A 25,611-nucleotide genomic window follows, 5' to 3' on the forward strand; every position below is an offset into this window, starting at 1 on the left:
CCCGGGCGGGGTGACGCCTTGCCACGCATTCCCAAAGCGTCGCGCGAGACCAAGCCCCATCTCACACTTTCCCACGCATGCCGGACCCATGCCTTCCGGCAGGGTGTGGACTTCAGGCACATTCGCCGCGGTCGTCCAGCGGGCATAAAGCCCGCATGAACGGAACTCTCTCCCTGTGTGTCTCCACGGCGTGCCACCGCAAAACGCGGATGCCGGTGCGATGAATATCTTCGCGCCGCTGATCCGCCGCCCGGTCGGCACCTCACTGCTGGCGATCGGCCTGATGCTGGCCGGCGTCTGGGCCTACCTGCTGCTGGGCGTGGCGGCGTTGCCGTCGCTGGATTTTCCCGGTGTCTACGTGGTGGCCAGCCAGCCCGGCGCCAGCGCGCAGACCATGGCCAACACTGTGCTGGCCCCGCTGGAGCGGCATTTGGGGCGGATCCCGGGCATCGACGAGATGTACGGCAATGCCAGCGAGGGCACCGCCTCGGTGATGGTGCGCTTCAACATGGATCGCACCGCCGACAGCGCCGCGCGCGACGTGCAGGCCGCGATCAACGCGGCCGCGGTCGACCTGCCCACCGGCATGCCGTCGCCGCCGCAGTACTTCAAGTTCGACACCTCGCAGATCCCGATCCTGTTCATCACGCTGACTTCCAGCGGCATGCCGCAGGACCGGCTGTTCGATCTGGCCGACACGCTGCTGAAGCCGGCGGTGGCGCAGATCGATGGCGTCGCCCAGGTGCAAGTGTTCGGGGGCACGCCGCACGCCGTGCGGATCGAGCTGGACACCTCCGCGCTGGCGGCCAAGAACCTCACCGCGAATGACGTGGCCAACGCGCTGCGCGCGGCCAATGTCACTTCGCCGCAGGGCATCCTCAGCGATGGCAAGACGCAGACCACGGTCAGCGCGACCGACGGCCTGCAGACGCCGGCCGAGTTCGCGCACCTGCTGATTTCGGTGAAAAAGGGCACACCGGTGCGGCTGTCCGACGTGGCCAAGGTCTACAGCGGCCAGCAGGACGAGTACCAGGCGGCGTGGTTCAACGATCAGCGCACCGTCGGCCTGCAGATCAGCAAGCGACCGGAAGCGAACGCGGTGGCCACGGTCGAGGCGATCCGCGCCCGCCTGCCGCAACTGCGTGCCTCGCTGCCGTCCAACATCAGCATGGCGCCAGTGTTCGACCTGACCCAGACCACCAAGTCGGCGCTGCACGAAGTGCAGGTGGCGCTGCTGATCTCGATCGCCATGGTGGTGCTGGTGATGCTGGTGTTCCTGCGCCGGCTGCGTCCCACGATGATCGCCACATTGAGCGTGCCGCTGTCGCTGGCCGGCGCCTTCGTGGTGATGTGGGCGCTTGGTTACACGCTGAACACCTTGTCGCTGGTGGCGCTGGTGCTGTGCATCGGCTTCGTGGTCGACGACGCGATCGTGGTGATCGAGAACATCGTGCGCCACATGGAGCGCGGCGAGCCGCCGATGCAGGCGGCGCTGGCCGGCGTGCGCGAGATCGGCTTCACGGTGATCTCGATCACGCTGTCGCTGGTGGCGGTGTTCGCGCCGCTGCTGTTCGGCAACAACATGCTGGTGATGCTGTTGCGCGAATTCTCGGTGACGCTGACCGCTGCGGTGGTGATCTCCGCGCTGGTCTCGCTGACGCTGACCCCGGCGCTGTGCGCCTGGATGCTCGAGCACGAACCGGCCGAGCGCAAACCGCCGGGCCGTCTCGAACGCGCCGTGGAAAACCTCGACCGCAAACTGCTCGGCGCCTACGAACGTGCGCTGGACTGGGCGATGCGTCACCGCCGGCTGATGCGCTGGCAACCCTTGACCTTGCTGATCCTCACCGGCGTGCTCGGCTTCGCCGTGGCCAAGACCGCCGGCGGCACCTTCATGCCGGACGAGGACACCGGCCAGCTGCAGGTCGACATCCGTGCCGACGCCAACATCTCGCCGGCACAGATGACCGAGCGCACGCTGGCGGTGGCCAAGATCATGCAGGCCGACCCGTCCGTGCTCGATCAGCTGACCATGCTGGGCGGCAATGGCGGCGGCGGTGGCGCGGTGGGCAACAGCGCGCAGATGTTCGTCGACCTGAAGCCGCACGGCAGCGGCGCCGGTGAACGCGACGAAGGCATCAAGCAGGTGGTCGAGCGCCTGTCGAAGCAGTACGACAAGCTGGCCGGCGTGAAGGTGTCGGTCAGCGCGGCCCAATTCCTGGGCGGCGGTGGCAGCGGCGATGGCGGTGGTCAGTACGAATTCCAGCTGATCAGCAACAACGGCGACGACCTGCAGCCATGGGCGCTGAAGATGGTGCGGCAGATGCGTACCATCAAGGAATTTCGCGACGTCGGCAGCAACTTCGACCAGGTCGGCAAACAGCAGTTGCTGAAGATCGACCGCGAGGCCGCCGCACGCCTGCACGTGGGCGTGGGCACGATCGACTCGGCGCTGTACAACTCGTTCGGCCAGCGCCAGGTCTCGCAGATCTATTCCGACATCAACCAGTACGCGGTGGTGCTCAGCACCGGTGCCGCCGAGAACGTGAGTCCGGAATCGCTGCTCAACATCCGCGTGCGCAACGAGCAGGGCCGGATGATTCCGCTGTCCGCGCTGGCCACCATTGCCCCGAATATCGCCCCGCTGAGGGTGCGCCATCACAACCAGCTGGAAGCCTCCACCATCAGCTACAACCTGGCCAAGGACGTGTCGCAGGACCGCGGCGTCAAACTGGTCGAGCAGGCTGCCTTCGCCGCGGGGCTGCCCGCCGGCATGCGGGTGGATTTCACCGGCGCCAACCAGCGCCTCAAGCAGGCCCAGTCCAACGGCATGATCCTGTTGCTCGGCTCGATCCTGGCGATGTACATCGTGCTCGGCATCCTCTACGAAAGCCTCGGCCACCCGCTGACCATCCTGTCGACCCTGCCCGCCGCCGGTGCCGGCGCGTTCCTGGCCATGCTGGTGACCCAGACGCAGATCTCGATGATGGCGATCATCGCGATCCTGATGCTGATCGGCATCGTCAAGAAAAACGCGATCCTGATGGTCGACTTCGCCCTGGTCGCCGAACGCGAGCGCGGCCTGTCCGCGCCCGAGGCGATCCGCGAAGCGGCACTGGTGCGCTTCCGCCCGATCACCATGACCACCCTGGTGGCGATGGGCGCCGCGCTGCCGCTGGCGATCGGCTTCGGCATCGGTTCGGAAATGCGCCAGCCGCTCGGCATCGCCATCGTCGGTGGGCTGCTGGTGTCGCAGCTGCTGACCTTGCTGAGCACACCGGCGATCTATCTGTGGAACCACGACCGCAAGATCCGCAAGGCGGCGCGCAAGCAGCGCAAGGCGGAGAAGAAGCGGCTGAAGGCGCTGGGCGGAGTGCAGACGGCACCCTGATCTCGCGCTCGGCGATCACGACGGATTTCCGTGCCATCGAAGACTGCCGCTGCCACGTTCCGGCTTGCCGTCCCGAGGCGTTTGCCGCACTGGCCGGCGTGGTGATTCCGCCTGTATTGCCCGCCGCGCGAGATCGGCGCGGATGGGCATTGGCGAGACACGAGGACACATGAGCCAGAATCCCGAACTGTTGCGACGGTTGCTGCGCGCGAAGGACCGGATGGACGCCGCGTCCCACGAGGAGTGGCCGGTCCGACGTCTGGCGCAAGTGAGTGCGGTGTCGTCGGCGCATTTCGCGCGCTCGTTCCGGGACGCGTTCGGCGTGCCGCCGCACCGCTATCTGCTCACGCGTCGCATCGAACGCGCCGCATCGCTGCTGCGTGATACCGAGCTGGCTGTCACCGAGGTCGCTCTGCAGACCGGCTGGAACAGCATCGGTACCTTCGGACGGATCTTCCGCGACATCACCGGCGAGAGTCCGGGGGAGCTTCGCGTGCGCCAGCAGGTTGCCTTGCACGAACGGGAGAGCATTCCGGAGTGCATCGTGCGCGCCGCTCACCGTCCGGACCTCAAGTCCGCAGTTTCGGAGAAGCGGCGGAGCGGGGCCGCGGGTAAAAAGAGACTCCAATCCACGGAGGTTCCATGACCCAAGGTATCGATGTCGCCGGACTGTATGTCCGGGATCAGGATGAAGCGCTCGCGTTCTATGTCGGAAAGCTGGGCTTTGTCGTCCATGCCGATGCGCGCAACGGCGACTATCGCTGGCTGACCGTGCAACATCCGGAGCAGCCCTCGTTCCAGCTCGGCCTGTTCAAACCGGGGCCGCCGGTCCACGACGCGGCAACCGCGCAGACGCTCTGCGAAATGGTGGCCAAGGGCGCGATGCCACTACTGGTGTTGATGGTCGACGATTGCCAGGCGGCCTTCGAGCGGCTCCGTGCGCTCGGCGTGGAGTTCACGCAGGAGCCGACAAACCGCTACGGCACGATGGATGCGGGCTTTCGCGACCCCTCCGGCAATGGCTGGAAGATGATCGAGGCCAGGGTGCCTGCGCGGAGGTCGTCATGAGCGCGAGCCAGTGGATCCGGCAGAGCCACCGCTGGTTGTCGATCGTGTTCACGCTCACCGTGGCCGCGAACTTCGCCTGGCGATGGATGAGCCCGAACCCGCCGCCAGCGTGGCTGACCTATTCGCCACTGCCGCCACTGTTTCTGCAGTTGTTCAGCGGCCTGTACCTGTTCGTGCTGCCCTACACCAAGGGACGACGCAGCACCTCAGGCGCCTGACAATTCAGAGGCGGGATCAGACCCACTTCCGGGAATCAAGGGGGATGGAGTCCATTGAATCCCGTCTTCCGCGCGCTGCCGGCCCTGTCGATGGCAAGTAGCGGCCCGCCACTGCCGACGAGCTGTCCCATCTCCAACCCCGCCTCACCGACCGATTGTCACATTCCCCCTGCAGCATGGCGGCAGTCGATTCGAGGACATCGCCATGCTGAGTATCGAGCAGTCTCTGGTCGAGCGCCTGCCCTGGCTCGCGCAGTACCCCGCCCTTCGGCGTCCGATGTCGGGCATGCTCGAGCGGCTGGCGGACGAGGATGGTTTCAATCGCGTGTTGCGGCGGGTCGGCACGGCGGAGGGGTTTGATTTCGTCGAGCGCGTGCTCGATGTGCTGGGCACCAGCTATCACCTCAATCTGCGCGAGCGCGAACACATCCCGCTCGACGGTCCGCTGCTGGTGGAAGCAAAAGGGGTCAGAGACATTATCCGACAGGTGACAAGTCCGGTAGCTGATGGTGGGGCCGCGCTTGGTCGTTGAGGATGGGATTCCCCAAATGATGGCAGGAGGCCGTCATGCCGCGTCAGCCACGTCTGGATTTGCCTGGAGTTCCGCAGCACGTCATCCAGCGCGGAAACAACCGCCAGCCTTGTTTCTTGCGCGAGCAGGATTACCGGTGTTACTTGCGCCATCTCGAAGAAGCGGCGTTGGCGCATGGTTGCCGGCTGCATGCTTACGTGCTGATGACCAACCATGTGCACTTGTTGATGACGCCGGAGGTCGCCGGTGCCGTAGCGCGAACGATGCAATCGCTCGGTCGTCGCTATGTGGGCTACTTCAATGCGACCTATCGGCGCAGTGGCACCCTCTGGGAGGGTCGCTACAAGTCGTGTCTGGTTGACAGCGAGCGCTATCTTCTCACCTGCTACCGATACATCGAACTCAATCCGGTACGCGCCGCGATGGTCGAGGCGCCGGGTGACTACGCATGGTCAAGCTATGGCGCCAACGCGGAGGGCCGGGCCGACCGGCTCGTCTACCCCCACGACGAGTATGCTCAGCTGGGTACAACGGTTGAAGAGCGATGCGCGGCCTATCGCGCCTTGTTTGCTGAAGCCATCGGGGAGGATCGAATGAGCGAAATCCGTGCCTATGTGCAACAGCAGCGCGCGCTGGGAACCAGCCGATTTCAAGCGGCGATTGAGGCGGAGCTGAAGCGCGTGGCAACGGTAAGGCCACGAGGCTGGCCGCCCGGAAAGTCGCGAGATAGCGGACTTCGCGATGAATAATGTCTCTGACCCCTTTTGCCGCTTTTGCCGAAGCCATTGGGGAGGATCGAATGAGCGAAATCCGCGCCTATGTGCAACAGCAGCGCGCCTTGGGAACCGGCCGATTTCAAGCTGCGATTGAGGCGGAGCTGAAGCGCGTGGCTACGGTCAGGCCACGAGGCTGGCCGCACGGAAAGTCGCGAGATAGCGGACTTCGCGATGAATAATGTCTCTGACCCCTTTTGCCTACACTGCGTGGAGTTGATGACGGCCACGGCCTCACGCTATGAGGAGGTTCGCGCGCAACTGCCACGCTGGCTGTTGATGGCGCGCGACTGCCTGCACGACGACCTCGAAAGCTCGCTTGGACTGGCCGATGTCGCCCGCGGCTGCGGCGTGCACCCGGTACATCTGGCGCGCGCCTTCCGCCAGCACTTTGGCTGCTCGCCTGGCGCCTACCGGCGCCGCCTGCGCCTGAATCTTGCCGCGGCGATGCTGGCCGGCGAGGTGCATGACATGAGCGAGGTGGCAATTCGCTGCGGCTACTTCGACCAGGCCCACTTTTCCCGCGCCTTCCGCGAGGCCTTCGGCTTGCCGCCGGGCAGTTATCGCCAGCGTGCCAGGTCGATGCCGCGGCAGCCAGGTTCAATCCGTACAAGATTGCCGGCACCTTTGTAAGCACCATGATGGCAGTCCGGATCGCCTTGGCAGTCAAGGTTGGCCATTCACCCCGAGGTGCCGTCGATGCGCGTTGTCCTGCTTTGCCTGCTGCTGCTCCTGCTTTCCACGACCACGCGTGCGGCTGATCCGCCGAACCTGGTCGGGCTGTGGGGCAATGAAACGGTGTCCGGCCCGCTGCTGGCCGGCACGCTCACGGTGGACGGACGCCAGACGCCGTGGCAGGCGAGCATGGGCGGCATGTCGGTCCCCGTCGTGCGCGATGGCGACCAGCTCAGCTTCGCCATGCCGGGCGGGCAGGGACACTTTCGCGGGCAACTGGTCGACGGCAATATCGACGGCTTCTGGATCCAGCCGCCCGACCTGACGCTGGCCAGCGCCTACGCCACGCCGGTGCTGCTGGCGCATGGCCACGGCCAGGTGTGGGTTGGCCAGGTGCAACCGCTGATCGACCGGGTGACGCAATACCTGAACATCCGGCGCAAGCCAGACGCCTCGCTGGAGGCGTTCCTGAGCAACCCCGAGTACAACCTGGGCCGCGGCCGTGCCTATGACGTGCATGTCGACGGCGATGTGGTGGTGTTGACCGATCCGAAGCGCAAGGGCTGGGCCTTGAACGCGCGCTTCGACGAAGAGACCGATCAGTTGCGCGTGGATTGGCAAGGCATCGCGGTATTTCCGTTCACCCGGCGCGACCGCGACCATGCGTCCGGCTACTACGTGGCCACGCCGGCGGGCACCCAAGACACGTATCGCACACCGGTTCCCGTCGATGATGGCTGGACCACCGCCGCACTGGGCGATGTCGGCATGCAGGTCGCGCCGATGGCCGCGCTGCTGCAGCATGTACAGACGCTTGCCGCGCCCGAACCCGGTCATCCACAGGTGCAGGGGCTGTTGGTGGCACGTCACGGCAAACTGGTGTTCGAGGCGTATTTTCACGGCTTTTCGCGCGACGAAGCCCACGACATGCGCTCCGCCGGAAAGTCGTTTGCTTCCCTGCTGGTCGGCATGGCCATCGACCACGGCGCCAAGCTGTCGGCGAAGACGACGGTGCTTTCCGTGTTCCCCCAATACGACAAGCTGGCACACATGGATGCGGCCAAACGCGCCATCACGCTTGGCAACCTGATGAGCATGAACTCCGGCCTGGCCTGCGACGACGACAACGCCGAATCACCGGGCGGTGAAGACAAGATGCAAGGCCAGCAAGGCGACAAGGATTGGTATCGCTACACCTTGAACCTGCCGATGGTGCAAAAGCCCGGCGCCGACAAGGCGGTGTACTGCTCGGCCGGCATCAACCTGCTCGGCGGCGTGGTGCGTCAGGCAACGGGGCGTCGTCTCACCGACATGTTCCGCGACTGGATCGCCCGACCGATGCAAATGCAGGGCTACCACCTCAACCTGATGCGGGATGACGATGCCTACCTGGCCGGCGGCATTCGCTTGCGTCCGCGGGACATGCTCAAGCTGGGCCAGTTGTATCTCGATGGCGGCGTCTGGCACGGCCAGCGTCTGATCGATGCGGCCTGGATCAAGGCCTCCGTTGCCCGCCGCACCACGTTCGGCCCCAACCACGACTACGGCTACGCCTGGCACCTGCACCACTTCAGCGTGCAAGGTCACGACTACCGGGTCTACGCGGCCGAGGGCAACGGCGGCCAATTTGTGATCGTGGTGCCGGAGCTGGATCTGGCCGTGGCCATCACCGCCGGCAGCTATGGTGAATTCTCCACCTGGTATCCGCTGCAGGATCTGGTCACGGATTACATCATTCCGGCGGCGCTGCCGGGATCACGAATTCAAGCGAAAATAACGGACTGAATCGTCTTCTTCGGCCTTGGTAACCAGGTGGATGACGCTCGGCAAGACTCAAATTGCACCCGATGCGCGGTCGCCCGCCGGAATCAGAGGGGCGGAGGTAGTTAAATCCCTTCCTTTATTGTCGGTCGCCCACGCGGCCGACAGGCTGCAGGTCGTCCCAAGGTCTTCTCGACCATGCGCTGGACGCGGTCGTCGCCGAGCGCCCGCTCTTGGTGCACATGCTGCCGAATGCGAGCGATGTCGTCATCTGTAACCCCTTGCTCCGGCCATGCACGGTCGGCCTTGCATCGCTCGTCGGGCGCGGAACCCAGTGCGAGATAGAGTGGGTGCAGCGTGATCAATGGGTCGGATGCCTGGCCCAAATGGGTATGAACGCTGGACCAGCGATATTCCTGTGTGCTCGCCGTCTTGGCGGCGAGAACCGGATTGAGTTCGATGTAGCGCATGACGGTAATTGAACGCCTGCACGTAGTTTTGACCGACGCTAGGCATGGCCCGGGAGAGCGCGCCCGGCAGTGGTGAAGTCAGCAGCAGATGGGTGTGGTTGCCCATCAACACGAACGCGTGAACCTGGATCGCATGCTTTCGGCAGCCATCCCGCAGCAGCTTTCGAAAGTGATAGCGATCATGGTCATCCAGGAAGATGGCTCCACGATTCACGCCCCCCTGGGTGACGTGCAGCGGAACACCGGGCACCTCAAGGCGTGGCAGTCTCGGCATGGCTGGTTTCGCAACGGAGAATCCAGGCCAGCTTGAGTATGCAGGCCTAGCTCGTCTGCCAGCGAAGGCGCTGACCACGAGCAGGACTGAGGCAGGCCGTTCAATTACCTCCGTCCCCTTTTAGACGTCACATCTACAAGCCCGATCACCTCGACCGATTGTCACACTCACCATGCAGCATGGCGGCAGTCGATTCGAGGACATCGCCATGCTGAGTATCGAGCAGTCTCTGGTCGAGCGCCTGCCCTGGCTCGCGCAGTACCCCGCCCTTCGGCGTCCGATGTCGGGCATGCTCGAGCGGCTGGCGGACGAGGATGGTTTCAATCGCGTGTTGCGGCGGGTCGGCACGGCGGAGGGGTTTGATTTCGTCGAGCGCGTGCTCGATGTGCTGGGCACCAGCTATCACCTCAATCTGCGCGAGCGCGAACACATCCCGCTCGACGGTCCGCTGCTGGTGGTGGCCAATCATCCGCTGGGCATGCAGGACGCGCTGGCGCTGCTGCAATTGATCGGTTCGGTGCGGCCGGACGTGCGCATCCTGGGCAATGACTGGCTGGCGACGGTGCCGCAGCTGGGCAAGCTGCTGCTGCCGGTGGACGTGTTTGGCAAGGGTGGGGCGTCGCGGCTGCGCGGTATCTATCGCGCACTCGACGAAGCCCAGGCGCTGATCGTGTTTCCCGCCGGCGAGGTCTCGCGTATGCGCGCCGATGGCGTGCGCGACGGACGCTGGTCGGATGGTTTCGCGCGCTTGTCGCTGCGGCGCAAGGTGCCGGTGCTGCCGGTGCACGTCGCTGCGCGCAATTCGACGATGTTCTATGGCGTGTCGATGCTGGCCAAGCCGTTGAGTACGGCGATGCTGCCGCGCGAGGCGGTGGCGCCCGGCAGCCGGCGCATCGGCTTCAGCATCGGTGCGCTGGTCGCCGCGAGCGAGCTGGAACAGCGCAGCGGCGGGTCGCCGACGCAGGCGGCCCGGCTGATGCGGCGGCATGTGTATCGGGTCGGTCGACATCACGGCCAGATCTTCGGTGGCCAGGCACCGCTGGCGCATCCGGAGCCGGCCGAACAGGTGGCCGCCGAGCTGGCGCGGGCGGAGACGCTGGCCGAGCTTCAGGATGGCAAGCAGGTGTTGCTGCTCCGGGGCGCGTCCGACAGCGCGGTGCTGCGCGAGATCGGCCGCCTGCGCGAGCTGACCTTCCGCAAGGTCGGCGAGGGTGTCGGGGCGCGCCGTGATCTGGATGCTTTCGATCCGCACTACGAACACCTGGTGCTGTGGGATTCCAGGCTGCTGCGCATCGCCGGTTCCTATCGCCTCGGCCATGGCGGGCGCCTGCTGGCCGAACGCGGCATGCAGGGCTTGTACACCTCCGGACTGTTCGACTACTCGCCGGCGCTGGAGTCGCGGCTGGCGCAGGGGCTGGAGCTGGGGCGCAGCTTTATTGCGCCGGCGTACTGGCGCTCGCGCGCGCTGGACCAGTTGTGGCAGGGCATCGGCCTGTACCTGCAACGTCACACGGAGCTGCGCCACGTTTTCGGCCCGGTGAGCATGTCGGTCAACCTGCCGCGCGAGGCGCGCGAATGGATCGCGGCGGCGCACCAGCATTATTTCGGCGCACCCGGGCTGGCGGCGGCGAGGCAGCCGTTCGTGATTTCCGCTGACGTCGTCCGCTGTGTGCGGCAGGCATTGGAAGGGCTGGATGCCTCGGCCGGCCTGGGCAAGCTGCGGCACCATCTGGATGCGCTGGGTGTCAGCCTGCCGGTGCTGTACCGCCAGTACGTCGACCTGGTGGAACCGGCAGGCGTGCAGTTCCTCGACTTTGGCGAGGACCCCGGATTTTCCGGCTGTGTCGACGGGTTGGTGATGCTGGATCTGGCGGCGCTCAAGCCCGCCAAGCGCGCACGCTATCTGGGCAAGGCGGCGTGACGCGAGCGTAATGGCTCGGAGGCCGTGCGCTTCAACGCCGCCTCGATGACATCGGCGGCGCGGACAGCACCGTTCTCATCACGCATCGTGACTCCAGCCAACGCTGCCCTGGTCCCGTAGCTCGGATCATGCAGCAGTCGGTGCAGCAACCCGGCCGCGCGATCCGCCCGATAGCGTCGCGCCGGCAATATCTCGGCCACACCCAATCGCTGCAGGCGAGCGGCATTGTCCGGTTGGTCGAAGCCATGCGGCACGACGAGCATCGGTCGTCCGCTGCGCAGCGCTTCGCTGCTGGTGCCGATGCCGCCGTGGTGGACGATCACGGCGGCGCGCGGAAACAGTTCGGCATGCGCGGCGTAGTCCACGCAGTGGATGGTGGCGGGAAGATCGGCGCGTAGCCGCGCGCGCATTTCCGGTGAGCCGGTCAGCAGCACGGCGCGCCGGCCCAGTTGCTGCGCGGCCAGTGCGCTTTCCTGCAGGAAGCTGGCGTTGGCGTGTACGGCGGCAGAGCCGAGGGTGAACACCAGCGGTGCCGCGCCGGCATCCAGAAAGGCCTGCAACGCCGGATCGGCGGCGTCCGGTTGGGTGTGGCGTGCCGCGCCGGTGATCACCACCTGCGGTGGCCAGTCCGGTTGCGCTTGCCCGAGCAGCGGCGAGAACAGTGCCAGCACGCCCAGCGGTGCGTGCTGGCCTCGATGAAACGGATCGCCCAGCGGTGATTGCGCGGCAAGCCCGAGCTCGCGGCGCAGGGCGCGCACTGGCGCCGTCCAGGGATGGGTGACGCGGGTGGCGACGCGCGACAGCCAACGGCCACGTTGCGGCGAGCTGCGCAGGAACCGGTCCAGCGCGGTGATGCCGGTGGCCGGCGGATCGCTGGCGGAAAGGAAGCCCGCCGGGGCCAGTACTGCCGACAGCCAGCGCAAGCCTTGGGCGCTGCGTTGCTCGCCGATGATCTGCGCGGCGAAGGCCAGCGTGCTGCTGACCAGTACGTCGGCCTCGGCACACAGCGGCAGCAGCTTCTGGTAACTCGCACGCACATCCAGCGCGGCCAAGTCGTGGACCACGAAGCGCGGGCCACGCCATGGATGGAAGGCTTGCGCCGTGAACGCCGCCCGGTCGTCGGGCTCGGCCAGGCCACTGGCATCGGCGATAATCAGCCCGGCTTGTTCAATCGGCGATCGATGCAGCGCGTGGGTGGCAATGGTTACCTGGTGCCCACGCCGATGCAGCTCCCGGCCTACAGCCAGAAAGGGGAACAGGTCGCCGAGCGAACCCACGGTGGCGAAAACGATGCGTGCACTTGGCATGACGGCGAGCATAGCGTCGGCGTGGTGCGTAGGTGGGGTCGGAACACCGGTGCCGGGCTCGCGCCCCTCCACACGAAAGGCCGCGCATGGCTGGCGCGGCCTTTCCGATGCATCCCTTCGTCACGAGTTACGGGTGGCGTTTCTTGTCAGCCGCGCGCTGTTCGTCGGCGGCCTTGCCCACCGCGTGCTGCACCTTGCCGGCGTTCTTCTCGACATTGCCGGCGACCTGCTTGCCGACGTTGCCGGTGACCTTGCCCACGGTTTCCTTGATGGCGCCCTTCACTTCATGCTTGGTGCCTTCGGTACGATTCTTGTCCACGTGTCTTTCTCCGGATGCTCGACTGCGCGATTGCAGACGACATCCGTTTTAACGGGGCCCAGGTAGGAACCTCGTGATGTCTGCGTGCGCGGCGCGTTGACATCCTGGTGTTCAGCCGCGCGTGCATTGCGCAGGGCCGGCTAGGCTTCGCGTTCGAGCGGGCTGGCTTCGAACGGGTCCAGCGCGGTGGCCGGAACATCCAGCCCGGTACTGGCCGCCTGCTGCGCGGGTCCACTCAGCATGCTGGCATGGCGCCAGTTGCCCCAGCGGTAGTAGGCGGCCGCCAGCAGCACGGCGACCAGCGAGCCCAGCGGAAAACTCCACCACACTGCATCGGCGCCGTAGTGATCGCGCAGCAGCCAGGCGAACGGAACGCGCACGAACCACAGCGCAATCGCCAGGATGATCAGCGGCGCCATCACCGCGCCGGTGGCGCGCACTACGCCGAACAACACGAAGCTGAGCCCGAAGAACAGGAACGACCACACCACGATCGCGTTGAGGTGCTGGGCGATGCCGATCGCCACGCCGTCATCGGGCAGGAAGATGCCCAACGCGCCGCGATTGAACAGGTACACCACCGCCACCAGCGCGCCGGTAAGCAGAAAGTTGTAGGCCACGCCGGCACCGGCGATGCGCGAGACGCGATCCCAGCGTTGCGCGCCGACGTTCTGCGCCGCCATCGACGACACCGCCGCGCCCACCGCCAGCGACGGCATCTGGATGAGGTCCACAACTGCGAGGCCGCGCCATAGGCGGCCGTGGTCTGCGAACCGTAGGCGTTGACCATGCTGATCATCACCAGCGCCGAGGAGGAGATCACTACCATCTGCAGGCCCATCGGCAGGCCTTTCATCACCAGTGCGCGCACCAGGGTGAAATCGGGTTTCAAATAATGCAGCTCGCCGCGGTACAGGCACAGGAAATGTTTGCGGCGGTACAGATGGGTCACCAGTCCGACCAGCGCGATGGTCTGCGCGATCAGCGTGGCCAGCGCGGAGCCGCCGATGCCCAGCGCCGGTACCGGACCCCAGCCGAAAATCAGCAGCGGGTTCAGCGCGATGTCCAGACCCACCGACAACAACATGAAGTAGAACGGCGTGCGCGAGTCGCCGGCGCCGCGCAACGTCATCATCAGGAAGCTGTAGAAATACATCGGCGGCAGCGCGATGAAGATCACGCGCAGGTAGGCGATCGCGTAAGGCTGCGCGTCGGCCGGCGTGCCCATCGCGTCGAGGATGTTGCCGGTGAACACGTAACCGAGGATCGCCACCGTCATCGACAGCACCACGAAGAAACCGGTGCTGGTGCCGACCACGCGCTTGGCCTGCGGCATGTCGCGCGCGCCCACCGCCTGGCCGACCAGAATCGTGTTGGCCATGCTGATGCCGAACACCACACCGAGCAGGAAGAACAGCACCAGGTTGGCGTTGGACACTGCGGTCAGCGCGGCCTCGCCGAGGTAGTGGCCGATCCAGATCGCGTTGACCGACGCGTTCAGCGACTGCAGCACGTTCGCACCCAGAATCGGCAGCGAAAACAGCAGCAGGCTGCGGGCAATCGGCCCTTCGGTCAGCAAGGGCGTGTGGCGGACGGATGGTGACATGGGTATTCCGGGTCAGGGTGATGGCAAGCAACGGCGGAATCGACGGGCATCCCCGGCACGGCTTCCGATCGGTCGACAAGCTAGTCGGCGGCGGATGTGCGTGGCGTTACGACGCGGCGGCATCCGCCTGCTCATCCCGGGCGATCGCGGTCAGTTGCTGCAGATGCGCGCGGACATCGCCGGGCCAATCGGCCACCAAGGTTTCGAAACGCTCGCGGTCGCCTCGATAGAACGCGCGTGAGGCTTCCTCGTAGCCCGGCTCGTCGCCGGCCATCACCCGCATGAAACGGTCGACCGACTCGACCGCCTGCCGGGCGCGCTCCTTCGCGCCGCCATGCCGGATGGACTGCTCGACCAGACGCCGCAACACCGCCGAAGCACCGCCGGGCTGCCCGGCCAACCAATCCCAGTGGCGCGGCAGCAGGGTGACTTCGCGCGGCACCACGCCGAGCTTCGGCCGGCCGGGGCCGCGGCTGGGCGGCTCAGCCGCAGGCGCCGGTTCGAGGCGTGACAACACGTCGTCGACGCTGCCGCGGAAGTCGATTTCCACCGGACGACTCGAGTGCTCGTCGAAGATCAGCACAGGTTGGGCCGCACCGGCGTCGAGCACCTGTTTCACCGCCCGGGCAACCTCGGCCAGCGTGCCGCTGGCAATGCGTTTTGGACCCTCGAAGGCGATACATGAGGTAGTGCGGGACGAAGTCATGATTTTACCCGGGTGAATAGTGGGCGAATAATACCCGGATCAAAATGCGTGTCAATACTGCCGGATAAAATACAGGGTGATCGGAGCGTTCCGCGTGCGGCGCCCGGCTTGCTATCGTTGAGGCTTTCCACCCGAAAGGACTACGGATGACCAAGCGTCTGCGTTCGGCCACCTTGATGGTTTCACTCAGCCTGCTCGCCGGCATGGCCATGCCAACCGCGCCCGCCAGGGCCGCGGAGCTTGCCATTCCGCCGATCCAGTACCACCAGCGCACCCTGCCGAACGGCTTGCAGGTGCTCAGTGTGGAGGACCACGCCAGCCCGAACGTGGCCGTGCAGATGTGGTACCACGTCGGCTCCAAGGACGACCCGCAGGGACGCTCCGGTTTCGCGCATCTGTTCGAACATCTGATGTTCAAGAGCACGAAGCACATGAAAGCCGAACAGTTCGACCGGCTGACCGAGGATGTGGGCGGCGCCAACAACGCCTCCACCGGTGACGATGTCACCAACTATTTCGAGATCGTGCCCAGCAACCATCTGCAGACCCTGCTGTGGGCCGAGGCCGAGCGACTGTCCAACCTCAACGTGGACGAAAAGAACTTCAAGTCCGAGCGGGCCGTGGTCGAGGAGGAATACCGCCAGAGCGTGCTGGCCAATCCGTACGGCAAATTGTTCAACGCGATCGATCCGAAGTCGTACACGGTGCATCCGTACCAGCGCCCGACCATCGGCAGCATCGAGGACCTGGAAGCGGCCTCGTTGCAGAACGTGATCGACTTCCACAACACCTTCTACCGTCCGGACAACGCCACCCTGATCGTTGCCGGCGACTTCGACCCGAAACAGCTCGACGCCTGGGTCGACCAGTACTTCGGCTGGATCCCGAAACCGGCCACGCCGATTCCCCAGGTCACCACGAAAGAGCCGGCGCGCCACAAGGACCTGCGCTACACGGTCACCAGTGAAACCGCGCCACTGCCCGCCGTGGCCGTCACCTGGCTGATTCCGCCGGCCTCCGACAGCGCCGACGGCATTCCGCTGAAGGTCGCCGCCGCGCTGCTGTCCCAAGGCGATTCCTCGCGCCTCTATCAATCGCTGGTGTACCGCCACCAGGTGGCCCAGGAAGCGGGCGTCGATGCCGACGGTCGCGTGGGCCCGGGCCTGTTCACCGCCTACGCCATCCTGGCCAGCGGACACCAGCCGGCCGAGGCCGCCAAGCTGTTGCGCGAGGAAATCATCTGGCTGGCTACCCAGCCGATTTCCACCGCCGAACTGGACAAGGTGAAAACCCAATTGCTCACCGCCGAATTGAAGCAGCGCCAGACCGCCCAGGGGCTGGCCTTCGCGCTCGGCCAGGCCAGCCTGATCGACGGCGATGTGGCACGCGTCAACACCGACCTTGATGCGCTGCAGAAGGTCAGCGAACAGGATGTGCATCGCGTGCTGCAGAAATACGTCACCGGCGCGCACAGCGTCACCATCGATTACCTGCCGCAGGCTGCCGCCACCACCCCGGCCGCCGCCAAGGGAGCTGCGAAATGAGCCGTTCGACGAAGCATCTCCGACTGACCGTGCTGGCCGCCGCACTGGTCGCCAGCAGCAACCTGCTCGCCGCCGACTTTCCGGCCGCACCGCCGGCACCGGGCCCGGCGCCACGTGTCACCGTGCCCACGCCGTCCTCGCAAACGCTGGCCAACGGCCTGCGCGTCATCAGCGTGCGTCGCTCCGGCCTGCCGCTGGTCACCGCCCAGCTGGTGATACGCAGCGGCGGGGAAATGGACCCATCGCCACTGGCCGGCCTGGCCGACCTCACGGCGAACCTTTTGACCAAGGGCGCTGCCGGCAAGACCGCGCCGCAAATCGCCGCCGCCGCCGAAGCGCTGGGCGGTTCGCTCGGCGCCAGTGCCGGCTGGGACGAAAGTTCGGTGGGCATCACCGTGACCACGCCCAAATTGCCCCAGGCGCTGAGCCTGCTGGCCGAGGTGGTGCGGCAACCGGATTTCAGCGAGGCCGAGTTGAAGCGCTCGCAGGCGCAGGCCCAGGATGATCTGCATCTGCTGCTGAGCCGACCCACCGCGCTGGCCTCGTTTGCCGCCAGTCGCGGCGTGTTCGGCGACGGTGCCTACGGACACTCGCGCAGCGGCACCCCGAACTCCCTTGCCCGCATCACGCGGGCGGACGTGCAGCGATTGCACGCGGCCTTGTTTCGTCCGGACAACGCGATCCTGGTTCTGGCCGGGGACATCACGCCGGCGCAGGCCCAGCAGCTGGCACAGGCCAGCTTCGGCGACTGGAAAAAGCCGGCGACGGCGCTGCCGGCCAGGCCCGCTGGCCGACATGCCAGCCAGCTGCCGCCGGTCTTGCTGATCGACCAGCACGGTGCCGGTCAGGCCGGCGTGGTGGCCGCCCATCCGGCCCCCTCGCGCGCCGACCGTGGTTATTACGTGGGCACGGTGGCCAATGCCGTCCTTGGCGGCTCGTACTCGGCGCGCCTCAACGAGGAGATCCGCATCAAGCGCGGCCTGTCGTACGGCGCCAACAGTCGACTGACGCCGATGCGCGATGCCGGCATGTGGCTGGCGTCGGCGCAAACCAAGAACCCCTCCGCGCCGCAGGTGGTCGAGCTGATGCTGGGCGAGTTCAGGCGGCTGGGCCATACGCGGGTTGCCGCCGACGAACTGGCGGCGCGCAAAGCCACGCTGATCGGTGGTTACGGACGCAGCCTGGAAACCACGGCCGGTCTCGCCGACCAGGTGGGGGATCTGGCCGTCTACGGCGTGCCGCTCGACGAGATCGGCAAATACGTTGGCCAGGTGAAGGCTGTCACGCCCAGGCAGATCGAGAAGTACGCGGACAAATACCTTACCGGCGACGCGGGTACCGTGGTGGTGGTGGGTGATGCCACGAAATTTTCCGACGCCATCCGCAAGGCCCATCCCAAGGCCATGCTGATGAACTCCACCGCACTGGACCTGGACAGCGCCAGCCTGCAACCCGGGCCTGTCGCGAAATAGCCGTCTCCCTTCCGCCTCCATCCGACCCCGGCCATCGTGCCGGGGTTTTTCATGCCGGACGAAACACTTTGTTCGCGAAATGCACCCGAAAGAGGGGTGCCGAGGCGCGCCGTCGTTGCTACGCTGCGCGATATTCCCATTGGCGCGACAACGTGAGTTACGGGAGCTCCATGGCTACTCGTTTTCCATTCCCCTGCATCGTGATCCTGGGCCTGTGCGCCGCCGCCTTGCCCGCCAACGCCGCCACCCGGCTCGAAGTCCAGGCCGCGCGCAGCTACATGGACAGCTACGGCAGCAATGCCGCCTTCATCGAAGCCGTGTTTGCGCCGCGGCCGCTGGGCCGGACCCGCTACACGTGGTCGCCGGACGTGTCGCTGGGCTGGATCAATGGCCGTGACCTGCCTCGTTACGACGGCAGCCGTTATTCCACTCGCGCGCCGGTGACCTTGCTGGCTGTGGGCGCCCGCGTGCATCGTGGTCAGGCGGGTGACTGGTACCACCCGCTGTTCATGAGCTTTCAGGTGGCCGCCGCCAATCACACCACGCAGGCGCTATCCAGCCACTACCAGTTCGTCAGTACGCTGGGCTGGCAAGCCAGGCATTTCAGCGTGGCGATACGGCACATCTCCAATGGCAGCCTGCGCGATCCGAACCGCGGCGAGACGATGCTTGCGGTCGGCCTGGCTTTCGACCCCTGACGGCGCCTGAAAAAACGGCCCCGTGGGGGCCGTCTTCTGGCGGCGCTTTTCGCGATCAGTGGCCGCCGGCGGCCGGGCCGGCCTTGGCGCTGAACGGCGGCCTGGCCAGCCAGATCACGAAGACCAGGCCGATGAAAACCCAGCCCAGCGCGTGAAACACCTCGTTGAACGAGATCTGGTAACCCTGCTGGGTGATCATGTTGTTGATCACGCTGCTGGCGGTTTGCGTATCGCCGTGGCCGATCTGGGCCATGGCGGCCTGGGTGGTCGGGTCGTACGCCGTGATGTGTTCAGCCAGTTGCTCGTGATGACTGACCGCGCGGCGTTCCCACAGCAAGGTGGTCAGCGAGGCGGAGAAGCTGCCGCCCAGGGTCCGCAGGAAGGTGGCCAGGCCCGAGCCGGCGGCGATCTCGTTCTGCTGCAGGTCGGACAGCAGGATGGTCAGGATCGGCATGAAGAACAGCGCCACGCCCAGGCCCTGGATCAGCTGCACCATCGCCACGCTGTAGAAGTCGATGCCGATGAAGAAGTCCGAGCGCATGAAGCAGGTCACGCCCATCACCACGAACGCCGCCGACGCGAGCAGGCGCAAGTCCACCTTGGTCGCGTACTTGCCCACGAAGAAGGTCAGCAGCACCGGCAGCACGCCGATCGGAGCGGTCGCAAAGCCGGCCCAGGTCGAGGTGTAGCCCAGGTTCCGTTGCAGCCACAGCGGTACTAGCAGGCCGATCGCGAAGAACGCCGCATACGCCAGCACCAGCGCAATCGTCCCGGCCGTGAAGTTGCGATGGCGGAACAGTCGCAGGTCGACGATCGGGTCCTTGTCAGTCAACTCCCAGATCAGGAACACCGCGATGCCGATCGCCGAGATGATGGCGGTGATGATGATGAAGGGCGAGTTGAACCAGTCCTCGTCATTGCCCTTGTCCAGCACGATCTGCAGCGCGCCCACGCCGATGATCAGCGTGATCAGGCCGACGTAATCGATCTTCGGCCGCTCGGTTTTCTCCACCTTGCCGCGCAACTGGTTGGCCACCACCATGCTGGCGAAAATGCCGATCGGCACGTTGATGAAGAAGATCCATGGCCACGAATAGTTGTCGGTGATCCAGCCGCCGAGAATCGGTCCGGCGATCGGCGCCACCACCGTCACCATCGCCAGCAGCGCCAGCGCCATGCCGCGTTTGGCTGGTGGGTAGATGCCAATCAGCAGGCTCTGCGTGATCGGATACATCGGGCCGGCCACCGCACCCTGCAGCGCGCGGAACAGGATCAGCATCTCCATGCTCTGCGAGATGCCGCACAGGAACGAGGTCAGCGCGAACAGCAGCGTGCAGGCGGTGAACAGCCGTACCTCACCGAAGCGGCGGGTCAGGAAGCCGGTCAACGGCAGCGAGATCGCCATGCTGACCGCGAACGAGGTGATCACCCACGTGCTCTGGTTGTTGCTGACGCCGAGGTTGCCGGCAATCGTCGGCAACGACACGTTGGCGATCGTGGTGTCCAGCACCTGCATGAACGTGGCCAGCGACAGGCCGATCGTGCTCAGTGCCAGATTGGGTGGGCGGAATTGGGTAGTCATCGGCTTGGATCGGCTTTCAATGTAGGAGCGCACCCTGTGCGCGATGATTCTTGCGATGTGACGAACGGGGTTCGCGCACGGGGTGCGCTCCTACACGGGGACTATTTTTCGCCAGCCATGTTGGCGTGGATGATCTGCTTGATCGCGGCATCGGCGGCAACCAGCTGCTGCTTGTAGACGTCGGTGCTGAAGGCCGGCTGGGTCGGCGACTTCTGCGCCAGGGTCAGCCCCTTCTGGTCGTGCAGGCTCACGTCCACCGTCACCGACATGCCCAGCCGCAGCGGGTGCTTGTCCAGCGTGGCCGGATCATCGAACACCACCCGCACCGGAATGCGCTGCACGATCTTGATCCAGTTGCCGGTGGCATTCTGCGCGGGCAGCAGCGAGAACGCGCTGCCCGTGCCGACGCCCAGGCTCTGCACCTTGCCCTTGTACTTCACCGCGCTGCCGTAGACATCCGACTCGATCTCCACCGGCTGGCCGATGCGCATCTTGGTCAGCTGGGTTTCCTTGAAGTTCGCGTCCACCCATACGCCATGCAGCGGCACCACCGCCATCAGTGCCGCGCCCGGCATCACCCGCTGGCCGACCTGCACCGAGCGTTTGGCCACATAGCCGTCCACTGGTGCGACGAGGCTGGCGCGGGCGTCGTCGAGATAGGCTGCGCGCAGCTTGGCGGCGGCCACCTGCACGTCGGGGTGCGAGGCGACCACGGTGTCGTCGACCAGCACCTTGCTGGTCTGGTACTGCTGCTGCGCGGTGATCAACGCGCTCTCGGCGGTGGTCATCGCGTCGCTGGCATGGGCCAGTTCCTCGGCCGAGATCGCGCCGGACCTGGCCAGCGCCACGCGGCGCTGGTAATCGGCACGGGCCTTGTCGACCGCGGTCTTGCGGGCAGCCACGTCGGCCTGCGCACCGTTCACGCTGGAGTACAGGCCGCGCACCTTGCGCACGCTGTTGGCGAGGTTCGCCTTCGCTTCGGCCAGCGCCACGTCCGCGTCGCTGGGGTCGAGTTTCACCACCACGTCGCCGGCGTGCACCAGGTCGCCGTCATCGGCGCCGATGCTGACCACGGTGCCCGGCACCTGCGGGGTGATCTGCACCACGTTGCCGTTGACGTAGGCGTCGTCGGTGCCCTCATACCAGCGGCCGTCGAGGAAATACCACAAGGCCCACGCAATGATGCCGAGCACCACCACCACGCCGAGCAGGCGCAGCATGAAGCCGCGCGACCTCTTCTTCGATGGCGGCGTGTTCGGGGTGGCGGGCGTGGCGGCCGGGCTGGTGATCGTGCTGTCGGCCGGGGTGGAAGTCGGGCTGGACATGGGGCTGCCTCAGGAACGTGAAGGGGAGGTGGAAGAGGAGACGGCGGGCGCGTCGGCCTGCGGCTGGAAGCCACCGCCGAGTGCCTCGATCAGTTGTACGGACAGGTCGACCTGCTGCGCCTCGAGCGCGGCGACGCCGCGATTGGCGACCAGCAGTTGCTGGCGCACCACCAATGCCTCGAGGTAGCTGCCGATGCCAGCCTGGTAGCGTTGCTCGGCCAATTGCCAGGCCTGACGGGCCGCCGTTTGCGCGCGACGCTGGGCGTCCAGCTGCTGCTGCACGGCGTGCGCCGCGGAAAGGTCATCGGCGACTTCGTTCAGCGCACCGACCAGGGTCTGGTTGTACTGCGCCACGGCCAGATCGTATTGCGCGTCCTTGTCCGACAGGTTGGCGCGCAGGCGGCCACCATCGAAGATCGGCAGGCTGATCGACGGGCCGACCTGATAGAAACGCGAAGGCAACGTCAGCGGGTTGCCGCCGCCCAGTGCGATCACGCCGGCCATCGCGCCAAGGCTGATGTTGGGCAGGAATTCGGTCTTCGCCGCCTTGATGTCCCTGGCGGCGGCCTCGACGCGCCAGCGCGCGGCGACCAGATCCGCGCGATGACCCAGCAGGTCGAGAGGCAGATTGTCCGGCACGGCCAGCTGGGCCGGAGTCAGCAGTTGCGGACGGGTGATCTGCAGGCCGCGATCCGGGCCCTTGCCGAGCAATACCGACAGCGAAGAACGCGCCGCGTCCACGGCGCGATCGGCACGCGCGGCTTCCTGCTCGGCATTCGCCACCTCGCCATCGGACTGCTTCAGCGAAATCTGGTTGTCGATGCCGGCGGCCACGCGCTGGCGGGTCAGCTTGCGGGCCTGGTTGGCGCGTTCGACTTCGCTTTTGGCCAGATCCTGCTGGGTGAACGCGTAGCCGAGTTGGGCATAGGCGCGCGCCACGTTGCCCGACAACTCGATCCGCGCGGCACGCGCGTCGATCTCGGCGGCGCGCGACGCGCCCAGCGCGGATTCCCATGCGGCCCGCTTGCCGCCCCACAAATCGATGCCCCATTTGAAGCTGACATCGGCGTACTTGGCCAGCGCGAAATGGCCGCCACCGGCGTCCGCCGGCAGCACCGTGGTCGGAATGCGCGCGCCGGACACGCTGCCACCGGCGTTGATGCTGGGTGCGCGGGCCGCGTCGGCGCTACCGGCCTGCGCTTGGGCGGCGCGCGCGCGGGCGTCGGCGACGCCCAGGCCGGGATTGTCGTGCAGCGCCTCGGCGATCAACGCATCGAGCTGGCTGTCGCCCAGCGCGTGCCACCAATCCTGCACCGGCCACGCGGCGGCGGACAGGTTGATGCGCGCGAGGCTGCGCTCAGCTTTCAGCGAAGAGGCATTGATCGGCGTGCCGTCCGGCTGCAGGCCGCCACTGCTGGCGCAGCCGGCCAAAGCCAGAGTCAGTGCGGTCGCAGCCGCAAGTAGGTGCAGACGCATGGGTTGAAGTCCGGGGAATAAAAGTAGTGGGGTATCAGTTTTTGTCGCGAAGCGCGCTCAACACGCGCGCCAGGTAATCGTGCAGCTGGGCCTGTTCGGTTGGCGTCATCGAGCGTTGCGCCGCGTTCATCACACGCTGGCTGCACAGCGAGGCCGTGTTCTGCCACACCGCATTGCCGGCACTGGTCAATTCGATGCGCAGGGCGCGCCGATCCTGCTCATGTGGCGTGCGGCGCAGGAAGCCCTTGCGTTCCAGTTGATCGAGCTGGCGGGTCATGGCGCCACCGTCGAGCTCCACGGCGCGGGCCAGCTCGGTGGCCGAGGCCGTGCCGAGTTCGTGTGCCTTCTTCAGGATCAGGAACTGGGTGAAGCTCAGATCCACGTCCTGACCAGCCAGTTCAGCCTCGATCGCACGCACGATCTCGGAACGAACCATGTGCAGCAGCATGCCCAGGCTCGGGGCTTGGGCAGGGTCAATGCGGGCGGAATCGGACAGCAACGCGGAATTCATGCCGGGCATTCTATTGCCGAGAATATAATTGTCAAGGCAAATATATCTGCGTTGGTCCTTGCCTCGGCAAATTTACCGTGCGGCTCCCTTGCTCAATGTGCGCATTTCCGACAATTCGTCGGCCAGCCATGTACGCAAGGCGGGATTCCGCAATTCAAACAGCTCAAATACGCCCAGCGCCCTCAATGTCGGCAGCTGGGCGAGCAATTTCGGTTCAATCGAGCGACGCGTGCTTTCGGGGGTGTCAGGATCAAGCATCAGCTGTGCCGCGGCGATGAAAGTCACGCAAGCCTCGTTGTCACTGGGTTGGACGTGCGGGCGGAGCGGTAGGCAAGGGCGCATGGACATCGATTTCCTCCGGGATCAGATGGAAGACGTTCCTGCTGCAAGAAATTCGACAGGGGTTCAGTGGTACGTGCTGAACTGATCCGCCCGCAGAGTGTAGTTTTTGGGAGGCATGGCCTGATAACGTGAATCAGTCAAATAATGTCGAGAACTCGCCAATGGGGCATGCGGAACACTTCCAGCGCATCGAGCGCGCCGACGGTCCCGGCCTGATCGCCTTCGTGGTGGACGATCTGCCGCCGGAAGGGGAAAGCCAGTGGCATCGGCATGTGCGCGGCCAGTTCATGTATGTGGAAAGCGGCCTCGTCTGCGTTCGCACGCGGCTGGGTTGGTGGACGTTGACTCCGCATCGGGTCGGCTGGATGCCGCCGGGCGAGGAACACACCGCCAGCGTGATCCAGAGCACCCGTGGCTGGGGCATGTTCGTGGCACCGCAGGCTGCCATCGGCATGCCCGAGGAGCCAGCGGTGCTCGGCGCCAATGAGCTGATGCGTGCCTTGGTACATCGCGCCTCGGCCTGGGCGGACAGTGATCGGCTGGACGATGAACAGCAGCGCATCATGGACGTGCTGATGGATGAAATGCGGCGCGCGCGCATCGCCGACTATCCGCTGCACCTGCCGATGCCGGCCGATCGGCGTCTGTTGCGCATTGCACTCGGCCTGCTGGCGGAGCCGCACGACAACCGCAGCCTGGAGGCGTGGGCGAATTGGGCGGGGCTTTCGTCGCGCAGCCTGAGCAGACTGTTTCGCAGCGAAACCGGTTGCAGCTTCGCGCAGTGGCGCCAGCAGGCTCGGCTGAGCCGCGCGCTGGAACAGCTGGCTGTTGGCGATCCCGTGGCCGACGTTGCCGATTCGCTGGGTTACGTCAGTGTCAGCGCGTTCGTGGCGATGTTCCGGCGCCAGTTCGGCCAACCGCCGGCGCGCTACTTCGCGCAGCGCCATGCCCCGGCCACGTGAAGGCAACGCGCAACGATCAATTCTTCTTATCGGCCTGATCACGAATCCGCCCTTGGTCGAGCGAATGATGCGGGCATAGCATGGCGGAGGCGCCATTTCGCGTTGCCAGAAACTCAGCGAGGCCACCATGATCCGTTCGCTTGTGCCCGTGTTGCTTGCATTGGGCCTGTTTTCCACCGCCGCCATTGCCGGTAACGACTTCTGGCAAACCCCGACCATCCACGGTGCCGGCAAGATCCACGCGATGCCGCAGGCGGCCTACCAGCCTGATCGCCAGGCCACGTACAAAGTCGTGTTCAGCCTCGGCAAGCCGGGCGCCAAGCCCACCGACGTGAGTCCTTCGCTCGATCACGTGGCACGCGCGGTAAACCTGTACGTCAACGCCGGGGTGCCGCTGTCGCACTTGAAGTTCGTGGCGATCGCCGCCGGCCCGGCCACGCCGATCGTGTTGAACGACGCGCAGTACCGGGCGAAGTACGGCGTGGCCAATCCCAACCTGCCGTTGATCGCCCAGCTGCGCAAGGCCGGTGTGGACGTGGCGGTATGTGCGCAGGCCGTGGCCGAGCACGACTTCCAGTACGACTGGGTCGACAAGCAGGTCACCGTCGCGTTGTCCGGGTTGACCACGGTCATCGATCTGCAGCAGCAAGGCTACGCCCTGAGCCCGCAATAAGTCGC

23 protein-coding genes and 2 pseudogenes are annotated in these 25,611 nt (G+C 65.8%); 14 read left to right on the forward strand and 11 right to left on the reverse strand.

The window, feature by feature from the left end; all coding sequences use genetic code 11:
• Window positions 1-220 precede the first annotated feature (220 nt).
• The 8 genes from ACVWWQ_RS12770 to ACVWWQ_RS12805 all read left to right on the forward strand — a co-directional run bounded on the left by ACVWWQ_RS12770 (window position 221) and on the right by ACVWWQ_RS12805 (window position 8,442).
• A complete protein-coding gene (locus ACVWWQ_RS12770) occupies window positions 221-3,391 on the forward strand; it encodes an efflux RND transporter permease subunit (RefSeq protein WP_133948932.1) in 3,171 nt (1,056 codons plus the stop codon).
• Window positions 3,392-3,560: 169 nt separating this feature from the next.
• Window positions 3,561-4,037 (forward strand): helix-turn-helix transcriptional regulator, encoded by a 477-nt coding sequence (locus ACVWWQ_RS12775; protein ID WP_099653184.1) that lies wholly within the window; start codon window positions 3,561-3,563, stop codon window positions 4,035-4,037.
• On the forward strand, window positions 4,034-4,459 hold the full coding sequence (locus ACVWWQ_RS12780; RefSeq protein WP_099653183.1) for a VOC family protein: 426 nt from the start codon (window positions 4,034-4,036) through the stop codon (window positions 4,457-4,459). The genes ACVWWQ_RS12775 and ACVWWQ_RS12780 overlap by 4 nt, the downstream gene beginning before the upstream one ends.
• The gene (locus ACVWWQ_RS12785) at window positions 4,456-4,677 is read left to right on the forward strand and encodes a hypothetical protein (protein WP_099653182.1); all 222 of its coding nucleotides are present in this window, start codon (window positions 4,456-4,458) and stop codon (window positions 4,675-4,677) included. Before ACVWWQ_RS12780 ends, ACVWWQ_RS12785 begins: the two co-directional genes overlap by 4 nt.
• A 205-nt stretch (window positions 4,678-4,882) precedes the next feature.
• Window positions 4,883-5,209, forward strand: a complete 327-nt coding sequence (locus ACVWWQ_RS12790; protein WP_457383421.1) for a GNAT family N-acetyltransferase — start codon at window positions 4,883-4,885, stop codon at window positions 5,207-5,209.
• 35 nt (window positions 5,210-5,244) lie between these two features.
• The gene (locus ACVWWQ_RS12795; RefSeq protein ID WP_133948931.1) at window positions 5,245-5,958 is read left to right on the forward strand and encodes a transposase; all 714 of its coding nucleotides are present in this window, start codon (window positions 5,245-5,247) and stop codon (window positions 5,956-5,958) included.
• A 243-nt stretch (window positions 5,959-6,201) separates the two neighbouring features.
• A complete protein-coding gene (locus ACVWWQ_RS12800) occupies window positions 6,202-6,615 on the forward strand; it encodes a helix-turn-helix domain-containing protein (protein ID WP_166669719.1) in 414 nt (137 codons plus the stop codon).
• A gap of 66 nt (window positions 6,616-6,681) precedes the next feature.
• Complete coding sequence (locus ACVWWQ_RS12805; RefSeq protein WP_133948929.1) at window positions 6,682-8,442, forward strand: serine hydrolase domain-containing protein; 1,761 nt, start codon at window positions 6,682-6,684, stop codon at window positions 8,440-8,442.
• 101 nt (window positions 8,443-8,543) lie between these two features.
• Here ACVWWQ_RS12805 and ACVWWQ_RS12810 read toward each other — a convergent pair whose 3' ends face one another.
• Window positions 8,544-8,888, reverse strand: a complete 345-nt coding sequence (locus ACVWWQ_RS12810) for a hypothetical protein (protein WP_457383438.1) — start codon at window positions 8,886-8,888, stop codon at window positions 8,544-8,546.
• A 43-nt stretch (window positions 8,889-8,931) separates the two neighbouring features.
• A pseudogene (locus ACVWWQ_RS12815) lies at window positions 8,932-9,162 on the reverse strand (transposase); the annotation flags it as partial.
• A gap of 208 nt (window positions 9,163-9,370) precedes the next feature.
• Between ACVWWQ_RS12815 and ACVWWQ_RS12820 the strand changes: the two are divergent.
• Window positions 9,371-11,083: a lysophospholipid acyltransferase family protein gene (locus tag ACVWWQ_RS12820; protein WP_133948928.1), complete on the forward strand. Its 1,713-nt coding sequence runs from the start codon at window positions 9,371-9,373 to the stop codon at window positions 11,081-11,083.
• On the opposite strand, the gene ACVWWQ_RS12825 is transcribed toward ACVWWQ_RS12820, so the two are convergent.
• The 4 genes and pseudogenes from ACVWWQ_RS12825 to ACVWWQ_RS12840 form a co-directional block, all read right to left on the reverse strand.
• Entirely contained in the window at window positions 11,062-12,390 is a 1,329-nt protein-coding gene (locus tag ACVWWQ_RS12825) for a glycosyltransferase (RefSeq protein WP_166669718.1), read from the reverse strand. The two genes, ACVWWQ_RS12820 and ACVWWQ_RS12825, sit on opposite strands and share 22 nt — an antisense overlap.
• 127 nt (window positions 12,391-12,517) lie before the next feature.
• Complete coding sequence (locus ACVWWQ_RS12830; protein ID WP_099653180.1) at window positions 12,518-12,709, reverse strand: CsbD family protein; 192 nt, start codon at window positions 12,707-12,709, stop codon at window positions 12,518-12,520.
• A 140-nt stretch (window positions 12,710-12,849) separates the two neighbouring features.
• A pseudogene (locus ACVWWQ_RS12835) lies at window positions 12,850-14,315 on the reverse strand (MATE family efflux transporter).
• Between the two features lie 106 nt (window positions 14,316-14,421).
• The gene (locus tag ACVWWQ_RS12840; protein ID WP_133948925.1) at window positions 14,422-15,021 is read right to left on the reverse strand and encodes a DUF2239 family protein; all 600 of its coding nucleotides are present in this window, start codon (window positions 15,019-15,021) and stop codon (window positions 14,422-14,424) included.
• A 146-nt stretch (window positions 15,022-15,167) separates the two neighbouring features.
• On the opposite strand from ACVWWQ_RS12840, the gene ACVWWQ_RS12845 reads away from it, so the two are divergent.
• From ACVWWQ_RS12845 to ACVWWQ_RS12855, 3 genes are all read left to right on the forward strand, one after another.
• Window positions 15,168-16,565, forward strand: a complete 1,398-nt coding sequence (locus ACVWWQ_RS12845) for a M16 family metallopeptidase (RefSeq protein ID WP_133948922.1) — start codon at window positions 15,168-15,170, stop codon at window positions 16,563-16,565.
• Entirely contained in the window at window positions 16,562-18,037 is a 1,476-nt protein-coding gene (locus ACVWWQ_RS12850; protein WP_133948920.1) for a M16 family metallopeptidase, read from the forward strand. The genes ACVWWQ_RS12845 and ACVWWQ_RS12850 overlap by 4 nt, the downstream gene beginning before the upstream one ends.
• Window positions 18,038-18,207: 170 nt before the next feature.
• The gene (locus ACVWWQ_RS12855) at window positions 18,208-18,735 is read left to right on the forward strand and encodes an acyloxyacyl hydrolase (RefSeq protein ID WP_457383422.1); all 528 of its coding nucleotides are present in this window, start codon (window positions 18,208-18,210) and stop codon (window positions 18,733-18,735) included.
• A 55-nt stretch (window positions 18,736-18,790) separates the two neighbouring features.
• Here the strand turns inward: ACVWWQ_RS12855 and ACVWWQ_RS12860 are convergent, their stop codons facing one another.
• The 5 genes from ACVWWQ_RS12860 to ACVWWQ_RS12880 form a co-directional block, all read right to left on the reverse strand.
• Complete coding sequence (locus tag ACVWWQ_RS12860; RefSeq protein WP_133948918.1) at window positions 18,791-20,317, reverse strand: DHA2 family efflux MFS transporter permease subunit; 1,527 nt, start codon at window positions 20,315-20,317, stop codon at window positions 18,791-18,793.
• Window positions 20,318-20,418: 101 nt separating this feature from the next.
• Window positions 20,419-21,642, reverse strand: coding sequence for an HlyD family efflux transporter periplasmic adaptor subunit (locus ACVWWQ_RS12865; protein WP_133948916.1), 1,224 nt, complete (start codon window positions 21,640-21,642; stop codon window positions 20,419-20,421).
• A 9-nt stretch (window positions 21,643-21,651) separates the two neighbouring features.
• Window positions 21,652-23,118, reverse strand: coding sequence for an efflux transporter outer membrane subunit (locus tag ACVWWQ_RS12870; RefSeq protein ID WP_133948914.1), 1,467 nt, complete (start codon window positions 23,116-23,118; stop codon window positions 21,652-21,654).
• A 34-nt stretch (window positions 23,119-23,152) separates the two neighbouring features.
• Window positions 23,153-23,629, reverse strand: coding sequence for a MarR family transcriptional regulator (locus tag ACVWWQ_RS12875; protein WP_099653172.1), 477 nt, complete (start codon window positions 23,627-23,629; stop codon window positions 23,153-23,155).
• A gap of 72 nt (window positions 23,630-23,701) precedes the next feature.
• Window positions 23,702-23,914: a hypothetical protein gene (locus ACVWWQ_RS12880; RefSeq protein WP_457383423.1), complete on the reverse strand. Its 213-nt coding sequence runs from the start codon at window positions 23,912-23,914 to the stop codon at window positions 23,702-23,704.
• A 218-nt stretch (window positions 23,915-24,132) separates the two neighbouring features.
• On the opposite strand from ACVWWQ_RS12880, the gene ACVWWQ_RS12885 reads away from it, so the two are divergent.
• Together ACVWWQ_RS12885 and ACVWWQ_RS12890 are read left to right on the forward strand one after the other, a co-directional pair.
• On the forward strand, window positions 24,133-24,933 hold the full coding sequence (locus ACVWWQ_RS12885; protein WP_133949382.1) for an AraC family transcriptional regulator: 801 nt from the start codon (window positions 24,133-24,135) through the stop codon (window positions 24,931-24,933).
• Between the two features lie 127 nt (window positions 24,934-25,060).
• Complete coding sequence (locus ACVWWQ_RS12890; protein ID WP_133948912.1) at window positions 25,061-25,606, forward strand: DsrE family protein; 546 nt, start codon at window positions 25,061-25,063, stop codon at window positions 25,604-25,606.
• Window positions 25,607-25,611 lie beyond the last annotated feature (5 nt).

This window comes from Rhodanobacter sp. TND4EL1 (genome assembly GCF_054061035.1).